Source organism: Mycobacterium sp. 20KCMC460 (assembly GCF_022179425.1).
In the GTDB taxonomy this organism is placed as follows: domain Bacteria; phylum Actinomycetota; class Actinomycetes; order Mycobacteriales; family Mycobacteriaceae; genus Mycobacterium; species Mycobacterium kiyosense.
This window is the reverse complement of the sequence record NZ_AP025524.1, coordinates 5332654-5342051: the sequence shown is the minus strand read 5'-3', so window position 1 is coordinate 5342051 and position 9398 is coordinate 5332654. Positions and strand designations below refer to the sequence as shown.

The 9398-nt window shown below is 68.7% G+C and carries 10 protein-coding genes; 5 read left to right on the top strand and 5 right to left on the bottom strand.

Annotation, left to right across the window (positions count from 1 at the left end; genetic code table 11):
• Window positions 1-11: 11 nt before the first annotated feature.
• Window positions 12-1559 carry a carboxylesterase/lipase family protein gene (locus MKCMC460_RS24575; protein ID WP_236977656.1) on the top strand — a complete coding sequence of 516 codons (1548 nt, stop codon included), beginning with the start codon at window positions 12-14 and terminating at the stop codon, window positions 1557-1559.
• Here the strand turns inward: MKCMC460_RS24575 and MKCMC460_RS24570 are convergent.
• The 4 genes from MKCMC460_RS24570 to MKCMC460_RS24555 form a co-directional block, all read right to left on the bottom strand.
• Window positions 1546-2676, bottom strand: coding sequence for an NAD-dependent epimerase/dehydratase family protein (locus tag MKCMC460_RS24570; protein WP_236977655.1), 1131 nt, complete (start codon window positions 2674-2676; stop codon window positions 1546-1548). The two genes, MKCMC460_RS24575 and MKCMC460_RS24570, sit on opposite strands and share 14 nt — an antisense overlap.
• 63 nt (window positions 2677-2739) lie before the next feature.
• Window positions 2740-2976, bottom strand: a complete 237-nt coding sequence (locus tag MKCMC460_RS24565; protein ID WP_236977654.1) for an exodeoxyribonuclease VII small subunit — start codon at window positions 2974-2976, stop codon at window positions 2740-2742.
• Window positions 2966-4207: an exodeoxyribonuclease VII large subunit gene (gene xseA, locus MKCMC460_RS24560; protein WP_236977653.1), complete on the bottom strand. Its 1242-nt coding sequence runs from the start codon at window positions 4205-4207 to the stop codon at window positions 2966-2968. The genes MKCMC460_RS24565 and xseA overlap by 11 nt, the downstream gene beginning before the upstream one ends.
• A complete protein-coding gene (locus MKCMC460_RS24555) occupies window positions 4204-4818 on the bottom strand; it encodes a lipid droplet-associated protein (RefSeq protein ID WP_236977652.1) in 615 nt (204 codons plus the stop codon). Before MKCMC460_RS24555 ends, xseA begins: the two co-directional genes overlap by 4 nt.
• A 99-nt stretch (window positions 4819-4917) precedes the next feature.
• Here MKCMC460_RS24555 and MKCMC460_RS24550 point away from each other — a divergent pair, with 99 nt between their 5' ends.
• Window positions 4918-5937, top strand: a complete 1020-nt coding sequence (locus tag MKCMC460_RS24550) for a 4-hydroxy-3-methylbut-2-enyl diphosphate reductase (protein ID WP_236977651.1) — start codon at window positions 4918-4920, stop codon at window positions 5935-5937.
• A 50-nt stretch (window positions 5938-5987) separates the two neighbouring features.
• On the opposite strand, the gene MKCMC460_RS24545 is transcribed toward MKCMC460_RS24550, so the two are convergent.
• Entirely contained in the window at window positions 5988-7220 is a 1233-nt protein-coding gene (locus MKCMC460_RS24545) for a DUF6542 domain-containing protein (RefSeq protein ID WP_238304969.1), read from the bottom strand.
• Window positions 7221-7304: 84 nt separating this feature from the next.
• On the opposite strand from MKCMC460_RS24545, the gene ychF reads away from it, so the two are divergent.
• The 3 genes from ychF to MKCMC460_RS24530 all read left to right on the top strand — a co-directional run bounded on the left by ychF (window position 7305) and on the right by MKCMC460_RS24530 (window position 9279).
• Window positions 7305-8396 carry a redox-regulated ATPase YchF gene (gene ychF, locus MKCMC460_RS24540; protein WP_236977648.1) on the top strand — a complete coding sequence of 364 codons (1092 nt, stop codon included), beginning with the start codon at window positions 7305-7307 and terminating at the stop codon, window positions 8394-8396.
• A gap of 68 nt (window positions 8397-8464) precedes the next feature.
• Window positions 8465-8833 carry a hypothetical protein gene (locus MKCMC460_RS24535; protein ID WP_238304968.1) on the top strand — a complete coding sequence of 123 codons (369 nt, stop codon included), beginning with the start codon at window positions 8465-8467 and terminating at the stop codon, window positions 8831-8833.
• On the top strand, window positions 8830-9279 hold the full coding sequence (locus MKCMC460_RS24530; protein WP_238304967.1) for a hypothetical protein: 450 nt from the start codon (window positions 8830-8832) through the stop codon (window positions 9277-9279). The genes MKCMC460_RS24535 and MKCMC460_RS24530 overlap by 4 nt, the downstream gene beginning before the upstream one ends.
• Window positions 9280-9398 lie beyond the last annotated feature (119 nt).

The following is a 9398-nucleotide window of genomic DNA, read 5'->3' as shown; positions in this document are numbered from 1 at the left end:
GTACGCAAGATATGACGATCGACAATTTGGTGGTCGAGACCGCTTACGGTCCGGTCCGGGGTAGCCGGGTGGACGAGTCGGGGGTCAAGACCTGGAAAGGCATCCGGTTCGCCGCGCCGCCGGTGGGGGACCTGCGCTTTCGGGCTCCGGCACCGCCGCGGCCGTGGACCGAGGTCGCCGATGCCACCGCGTTCGGGCCGGCCTGTCCGCAGTCGACATTGCCGAATATGAAACTCGATCTGGGCGCACCGCAGGGCGAGGACTGCCTGCGGTGCAACATCTGGGCGCCGGCCGGTGCGCAATCGGGCGCCGCGCGACCGGTGATGGTGTGGCTGCACGGCGGTGCCTATGTCCTGGGTTCGGGCAGCCAGCCGCTCTATGAGGCCGACGCGCTGGCCGCCGGTGGCGACGTCGTCGTGGTCACGGTGAACTATCGGGTCGGGGCGCTGGGCTTCCTGGACTTGTCGTCGTTCAGCACGCCGCGGCGGAGTTTCGACTCCAACGTCGGGTTGCGGGACGTGCTGGCCGCGTTGACCTGGGTGCGTGACAACATTGCGGCGTTCGGCGGTGATCCCGGCAACGTCACGCTGTTCGGCGAGTCCGCGGGCGCCGGAATCGTCACCACGCTGTTGGCCAGCCCCGCGGCCGAGGGCCTGTTCGTCCGCGCTATCGCGCAGAGCTCCCCGGCCACCTCGGTATACGACCACGACCGTGGTCGCCGGGTCACCTTGGCCGTCCTGGACAAGCTGGGCATCTCCGAATCCGATGCGTCGGAGGTGGCGGATGCGCCGACCGCGGCCCTGATCGCGGCGACCAGCGAAGTGTTCAACGAAGTGCCGGTGCGCAATCCGGGGACGCTGGCGTTCGTGCCCATCGTCGACGGCGACCTGCTCCACGATCAGCCGGTGAAGCTGGCGCAGGAGGGCCGGCTGCTCCCAGTGCCGTTGATCATCGGGACCAACAAGAACGAAGCGGCGCTGTTCAAGTTGCTGCGTTCGCCGCTGATGCCGATCACGCCGCACGCGATCACCACGATGTTCAGCCAGATCGCCGCCGAGCAGCCGGACCTGCAGCTGCCCGCCATGGCGCAGTTCGAGTCGGCCTACTCGGGGGGGAGCAAGGCGCGCAGCGTCGGGATGGCCACCGATATCGGCTTCCGGATGCCCTCGGTGTGGTTGGCCGACGGTCACAGCAGAGTGGCGCCGGTGCATCTGTACCGCTTCGACTACGCCACACCGCTGCTCAAGCTGCTGATGGTGCGCGCCGCGCACGCCACCGAGCTGCCGTATGTGTTCGGCAATCTCGGTGGCCCACAAGACTTTTCGCTGAAACTGGGTGGCGCCAAGACCGCCTTTGCGGTCTCGGAGCGAGTGCGGGCCCGTTGGATCAACTTCGCCACCCACGGCACGCCGGACGGTCTGGCCGGCGAGCCGCACTGGCCGTGCTACCAGGAGCCCGACCGCGCGTGTCTGGTGATCGACAAGCGCGACGCCGTCGTGTCCGACGTCGATGCGCGGATCCGCCAGGCCTGGGGTGCCCAGATGGTCAGCTTCCGGTAGCCGCTGCCGCTCCCTTGCCGGCTTTCTTGGCCGCCTGCGCGTCGGCCTTCATCTTGCGGAACAGCTCGACGTAGTACGGCAGGCATTCCTTGAGCGCCTGTTCGGTGGTGAACAGCGGCTCGTAACCCAGATCGCGGCGTGCCTTTGCGATCGAGAAGTAGTTGTTGATGGCGATCCGCTCGATGGCCAACGGCTCGAGAAGCGGTGCGGGCGCGCCGAATTGAAAGTGCAGCCGCTGCCAGACCGTCATCGCGGCACGCACCGGAGGCGCGGGAATCCTTATCGTCGGCCATTTTTCGCCGCACGCTTCGATCACCGGGCGCGCGAACTCGAACATGTTGATCGGTTCGCCGTCGTTGATGAAGTAGGCCTGGCCGGGCGCGGTGCCGCCGGGAACCAGGTGTTCGGCGGCCAGGATGAAGCCGTGAATCAGGTTGTGCACGTAGGAGTTGTCCAACTTGGCTGACTTGGGGCCGACCAGCACCTTGGTATGGCCCTTGATCACACTTTCGAACACCTTGCGGAACATGGTCTGGTCGCCGGTGCCCCAGATGCCGCTGGGCCGGATCGAGCAGGTGAGCATGCCCTCGACGCCGTTCTGCGCCAGCACGTACTTCTCGGCGGCCACCTTGGTCTCGGTGTAGAGGTCGTTGAACCGGGTGGTGTAGGGCATCGTCTCGTCGCCGTTGGAGATCTCCTGGCCGCCCATCACCACGCTGTTGGATGCGGTGTAGACGAACCGCTTGACGCCGGCCTTGCGGCCGGCGGTGACCAGGTTCTCGGTGCCGCCGACGTTCACCGAGAAGCTGCGCTGGCGGTATTCCTCGGTGACCGAGGCGCCACCCATCAGCTCGATGATCGCCGCGGTGTGGATGATCGTGTCGATGCCGTCGACGGCCGCTTCGCACACCGCCTTGTCGGTGATGTCGCCCTGCAACACCTCCAGTTTCGGGTGCTGCGGCAGCGGCGAGGGAGCGCGGTCGAACGAGCGGACCTGATGTCCGCGATCCAACAGCGTCCTGACCAGGTTGGCGCCGACGAAGCCCGAGCCGCCGGTGACCAGAACGCTGCCTAGTTCGGTTGTCAGAGATGCATCACCCATAGTGACGCGGAGCATAGCAGAGAATAACTGGAACGTGTTCCAGTTGAACAAGAACCCGCGGTCCGGACGCGGCCCGACTCAGGTCGGGTCGGAGTCGCCGGCGGCCAGCGCGTCGGCCACCCGCTGGCGGGCGCCAGCTAAGTGCTCCTCGCACCTTTTGGCGAGTTGTTCGCCTCTTTCCCACAGCCGCAGCGACGCGTCTAGATCCAACCCGCCCTGCTCCAGGAGCCGTACCACTTCGATCAGTTCGTCCCGGCAGTCTTCGTAGCCGAGCTGACTAATAGGTGTAGTCGCCTGCTCGCGGTCAGGATCCATCGGTCTGTCCTTCGCTCAGCGCTGCGACGGCACCGTCGGCGACCCGCACCCGCAGCCCGGTGCCGGCCGGCGCGTCGTCGACGGACCGCAGCACCGCGCCCGTCGCTGCCACCTGCACCACCGCGTATCCGCGGGCCAGGGTCGCCGCCGGGCCCAGCGTCGAAAGCCGCGCCCCCAGATGTCCGACGCGTTCGGTCTCGGCGACGAGCATCCGGTTGATGTCGCGGCGCAGCGCGGAGCGCGCCCGCGAGATCTCCTCGGCCCGGGTCGTCACCATGCGCAACGGGTCGGCCAGCACGGGTCGGCTGCGCAGGTGGGCCAGCGCGCGTTGTTCGCGGGTCACCCAGTTGCGCAGCGCTTGGGCGTTGCGCCGGCGCAGGTCGTCGACCAGCCGCTGCTCGGCGGCGGCGTCGGGAACCACCTTCTTGGCGGCGTCGGTGGGGGTGGCCGCGCGCAGATCGGCGACCAGATCGCACAGCGGATTGTCGGGTTCATGGCCGACCGCGCTGATCACCGGTGTGCGGCAGGCCGAGATGGCCCGGCACAGCGTCTCGTCGGAGAACGGCAGCAGGTCCTCCACGCTGCCGCCGCCGCGGGCGAGCACGATCACGTCGACGTCCGGATTCCGGTCCAGGTCGCGCAGGGCCTCGACGATCTGTGCCACGGCGTTCACGCCCTGCACGGCGGCGTGCCGGATGGCGAACCGCACCGCCGGCCAGCGCGCGGCGGCCACTGTCGTCACGTCGCGCTCGGCGTGACTGGCGCGGCTCGAGATCAACCCGATCATGTTGGGCAGAAACGGAATTGGCCGCTTGAGCCGCGGGTCGAACAACCCTTCGGCGTCCAGTAGCCGGCGCAGCCGTTCGATGCGGGCTAGCAGCTCGCCGACCCCGACGGCACGAATCTCGCTGAGCCGCAACGAGAATGTACCCCGGCCGGTGTAGAACGAGGGTTTACCGCACACCACCACCTGAGTGCCTTCGGCCAGCTTCACCGGCGCGTTGAGCACCAGGTCGCGCGAGCAGGTCACCGTCAGCGACATGTCGGCGGCCGGATCGCGCAGCGTCATGAACACCGTGTTGGTGTTGGGCCGCAGGTTGATCTGGGCGAGTTGGCCCTCCACCCAGACGGTGCCGAGCCGGTCTATCCAGCCGGCTACCCGGATGGCGACCGCGCGGACGGGGTACGGGTTTTCCGGTGAGTTGGCCTCCGGCGCAGCGCCGCGGGTCACTTCGCGGACGCGCGGGTGATCCTGTTGGCCAGCAACGTCTGGAACGGGGCCCGGGCTTTGGTGGCCTGCTCGTAGGCCAGCAGCGCCTCGAGCTCGGCGACGTCCAGCGACTGCAGCCGGGCGCGCAGCTGCGCCAGGGTCAACTGCGGGTAGTCGAGTTCGGTGGCCACGGCCGGGACCGGCACGCCGGCGGCTTTGCCCGGTTGCTTGGTGGCGGGTGGGGCGGTGGGTTCGGCGGCCTCGACGGTGTCGGCGGCGTCGGACACCGAGTACAGCGCGAAGCGCCCCTCGGTGCGGCGTTCGGTGTCGATGCCGTCGACCGGGATGGACGAGAAGCCGCTCTGGCCGCCGCCGTCCAGGACCTCCAGGTCCTCGTCGAACGTCGCCCACTCGGGCTGTTCGTCCTTGGGCGGAAAGATCGACTCCAAGGTGCTGTCGCCCTTGATGACCAATTCAGCGATGTTCTGCTGAACCCGCATCACCAGGTGTGCCGCCTGGCTGACCAGGGTCATCGGGTACATCAGGATGGTTTTCGGAAGCCTCATCGTCTCCTCGACGGCGACTGTCGCCGCGCCGACCAGCAGCCGAACTCCATACGGTGCAGTAGCCATGGCTCCAAGACTGCCTCAAGCAGCGGCTAACTCCAAGCTGAGCGCGCGCCGGTCCGGCGAAATGGCAGGCAGGTCCGCGCGGAAAGTACCCTGGATCCCATGGTGCCCACTATCGACATGGGGATTCCCGGCGCTTCGAGCTCTATAGCAGGCTCGCTAGCCGATTCTCCGACCCGCAAGCGGGTGCTGCTGGCCGAGCCGCGTGGTTACTGCGCCGGTGTGGACCGTGCCGTGGAGACGGTCGAACGTGCCCTGGAGAAGCACGGAGCACCCGTTTACGTGCGGCACGAGATCGTGCACAACCGGCACGTGGTGGACACGCTGGCCAAGGCGGGCGCGGTGTTCGTCGAGGAAACCGACCAGGTGCCCGAGGGGGCGATCGTCGTGTTCTCCGCGCACGGGGTCGCGCCGACGGTGTATGCGGCGGCCGCCGAACGCAACCTGCAGACCATCGACGCCACCTGCCCGCTGGTCACCAAGGTGCACAACGAGGCCAAGCGTTTCGCCCGGGACGACTACGACATCTTGCTGATCGGCCACGAAGGCCACGAAGAGGTGATCGGCACGGCCGGGGAAGCGCCCGACCATGTGCAGCTTGTCGACGGGGTCGATTCGGTCCAGCACGTCAGCGTCCGCGACGAGGACAAGGTGATCTGGTTGTCGCAGACGACGCTGTCGGTCGACGAGACCATGGAGATCGTCGGCCGGCTGCGGGAGCGCTTCCCCAAGCTGCAGGACCCGCCCAGCGACGACATCTGCTACGCGACGCAGAACCGTCAGGTCGCGGTCAAGGCGATGGCCCCGGAGTGTGAGCTGGTGATCGTGGTGGGGTCGCGCAACTCGTCGAACTCGGTGCGGCTGGTCGAGGTGGCCCTCGGCGCCGGATCGCAGGCCGCGTACCTGGTGGACTGGGCCGACGACATCGATCCGGCCTGGCTGGACGACGTCCGGACGGTCGGTGTGACGTCCGGGGCGTCGGTTCCCGAGGTGCTGGTCCGCGGTGTGCTGGAGCGGCTGGCCGAATACGGTTACGACTTGGTGCAGCCGGTGACGACGGCCAACGAGACGCTGGTGTTCGCGCTGCCGCGGGAGATCCGGCCGCCGCGGTCGAAGGGCTGAGCAGCGGTTCATTGCTGACGCGGGCCGCGGCGTAGGTCGCCACAGCTAGCTCAGTTGTCGTATTCCCACTCAGCAGGCGGTCGGCGTGCGGCACGCGGACGGCGGCCATTCGCGCGCGGTTCGTCGAGCGGCTCGCCCCGCGGATCGTTGCGCGGCGGCTGGCCGCGATAGCGGACCTGCGAAATCGGGTGGTGGGTCGGGTTGGCGCCGCCCGAACCGGCCGGCGTAGCGCGCCGGCGGGGCTCGTAGGGCGGGTACGGCTCGGGCGCGCGGCGCTCGGGGCGGCTGCGGCGGTCGCCGCGGGCCGGCGGCTCCGGCCGGTCGTAGGTTTCGTAAGGGTCGAAGCGGCTGGTGCGCGGCTCGGGGCGGTCGTAGGGCCGCTCGTACGGGTTGCGTCGCGTACGCGGCTCGCGGCGCGGCTCCCGCGGGGGCGGGGCACCCAGGTCGGCATCCGGGTCGGGGCGCCGGCGGCGTGGCCGGCGCGGCGGCTCGGCAGGGTCGAAGTCGCCTATCTCGGGTCCGGGCGCCGCGCTCCTACGCGCGGTGCGCCGCGTGCGCTCGTCAGCCGACCCGCTCGCCTCGTCCGGGCGGGCGTGCCGCGACCGGGTCCGGGCTGCCGGCCGTTGCGCGCTGCCGCGCCGCGCCGCGCGGGTGGTTCTCGCGCTGCGGCCTCTGGCGTGCGCCGGTGGCGCATCCGCGCCGTCGGACTCGTCGGCGTCTTCGCCGGTCAGGCCGGCCAGCAGCGTGCGTGCCTTGGCTGCGAGGCCGGTGAGCAGCGGGGTGCGCGCCGCTGTTCGTGTCGCGGCCTTGCCTCTTTCTTCGTCTTTGACCGCGTCGGCGGCCGGGGCCGTCCGGCTGCTCTTGCCGAAGTACCAGCGGAGCAGCCCGATCAACAGCACCCCGCCCGCGGTGCCCAGCATCAGCGGGAACCGCTCGATCAGCGGGTAACCGCAGTTGATCAACAGGTCTTTGAACTTATCGACCTTGCCGCCGTGGAAGAGCCAGTACGCCCCGGGGACCGCGCAGAACAGGATCAGCGGCGGCTGGATCACCGCGGTGAACACCGCCGCCTGCCGCACCGCCAGCACCGCGGCCACGCAGCCGGCGATGTACAGCAGGGCGAAGGTGTGGGTCAGATCCTTGTGGCCGGCGTCCAGCAAGTAGCCCAGGGCCGTCGCTCCGACGGCGATGAGCACGGCCGCCCACCACGGCACCCCAGGGATGCTGGGGACGATCGAGCGGTGGCTTGGCTCCACCGCGGACCTCTCCCGCTGCGCTGACACACGTCGACCGTACCGGCAATCAGGCCAAAGGCCCGTATATAGGCGGGCACTCGCCGGGAGCGTCCCCCGTACACTTGGCTCCTCGTGAGCCTCAGCCTGGGAATCGTGGGTTTGCCCAACGTCGGCAAGTCGACCCTCTTCAACGCGTTGACGCGCAACAACGTGGTCGCGGCCAACTACCCGTTCGCGACGATCGAACCGAACGAGGGCGTGGTGTCGCTGCCGGACCCGCGGCTGGACAAACTGGCCGAACTCTTCGGATCCGAACGCATCGTGCCGGCGCCGGTGACGTTCGTCGACATCGCCGGGTTGGTGCAGGGCGCCTCGGAGGGGGCCGGGCTGGGCAACAAGTTCCTGGCCCACATCCGCGAGTGCGACGCGATTTGCCAGGTGGTGCGGGTGTTCGCCGACGACGATGTGACGCATGTCTCAGGCAAGGTGGATCCCCGATCCGACATCGAGGTCGTCGAAACCGAGTTGATCCTGGCCGACATGCAGACCTTGGAGCGCGCCCTGCCCCGGTTGGAGAAGGAAGCCCGCACCAATAAGGAGCGCAAGCCGGTGCACGACGCGGCCTTGGCCGCGCAGCAGATTCTGGACAGTGGCAAGACGCTGTTCGGCGCCGGCGTGGACACCTCGCCGCTGCGGGAGCTGAACCTGCTGACCACCAAGCCGTTCCTGTACGTGTTCAACGCCGACGAGTCGGTACTGACCGACGCTGCGCGGATCGCCGAGCTGCGTTCGCTGGTCGCCCCGGCCGACGCCGTATTCCTGGACGCCGCAATCGAATCCGAGCTGATCGAGCTCGACGACGAGTCTGCGGCGGAGCTGCTGGAGTCGATCGGGCAGACCGAGCGGGGCCTGGATGCGTTGGCGCGGGCGGGGTTTCACACGCTGAAGCTGCAGACGTATCTGACGGCCGGGCCGAAGGAGGCGCGCGCCTGGGTGATTCACCAGGGCGACACCGCGCCGAAGGCCGCCGGGGTGATTCACACCGATTTCGAGAAGGGCTTCATCAAGGCCGAGATCGTGTCCTTCGACGACCTGGTGGCGGCCGGATCGATGGCCGCGGCCAAGGCGGCCGGCAAGGTCCGGATGGAGGGCAAGGACTACGTGATGGCCGACGGGGACGTGGTCGAGTTCCGACACGGAGCAACAACAAAGCCGACGAAGTAGGGCCGATCCCGCAAGGGCGTTAGGCCAGCTAGCTTGGCCCCGTCCTCAAACAGGAGATCAGCCCGCACATGACCACCACCCCCGTCCCGTTCTGTGCGCACTCCGATGTCGGCGGCCACGCCGATGAGTGCCCATGCTCAACCCCGCCCCCGGCCGACGCGACCACCGTCCACGGCTGGACACGCCGCCCGTCGTCGGACCTGCCGGGGCGCGCCTTCGTCGGCACCGTCCGCGAAGCCGCCGGCTTCGCCATCGCAGTGCAGGGTGCGCAGCGCTCCAACGGCACCGCTACCCGCTACGTCAGCATCGACGTGAGCGGAGCCCGCCCGGATGCGTTCACCGGCTGCGTGGCGTTGGACGTCGAGGCGGTGCGTCAGTTGGCGGCGATGCTGCGTGACGCCGCCGATGAGGTCGACCGGCTTCGGTGCGCACGATGACCGTACCCGAGAATCACGCGGCCACCTGGCGTGACCTGGCCGACCAACTCACCGCCGAGCAGATCGGCGACTTGGAGAAGTCCGAAGCCGCATCCGCATGGGACTCCCTCAACGACGCCGCCGAGCTGCTGCTGCACATCGCACGCCGCTGCGCCCAGGACAACCTCGCCGACGCCATGTTCGCCGAGGTACCCCTACCCGACGGGGCGGACCACGCCGAATCCTGGGAACAACGACCCGACGGCACCTGGCTGCGGTGCCTGGGCCGGCCCTCCCACGAAATCCCCGGCAACAAAGCCGCCGTGACCGCCTACGGCACCCAGCACAGCGACGGCACCGTCACATGGCTCCTCGGTGTGATCGACGGCGACGACCTGACCCCCACCCAGGCCCGCCACCTGGCCGCCGCGCTGCTCGACGCCGCCGACGAGATCGACCGGGCGTAAAAAGGAAGACACGCCCCCCCCGTTTTCGACGTTTCGCGTCCCGAAAACCTCCGGCGTGCTACAGCAATTTCCCGCGCGCCCCACGAAACCGTATTTCGTTGTCGCACCGATGTTTGCTG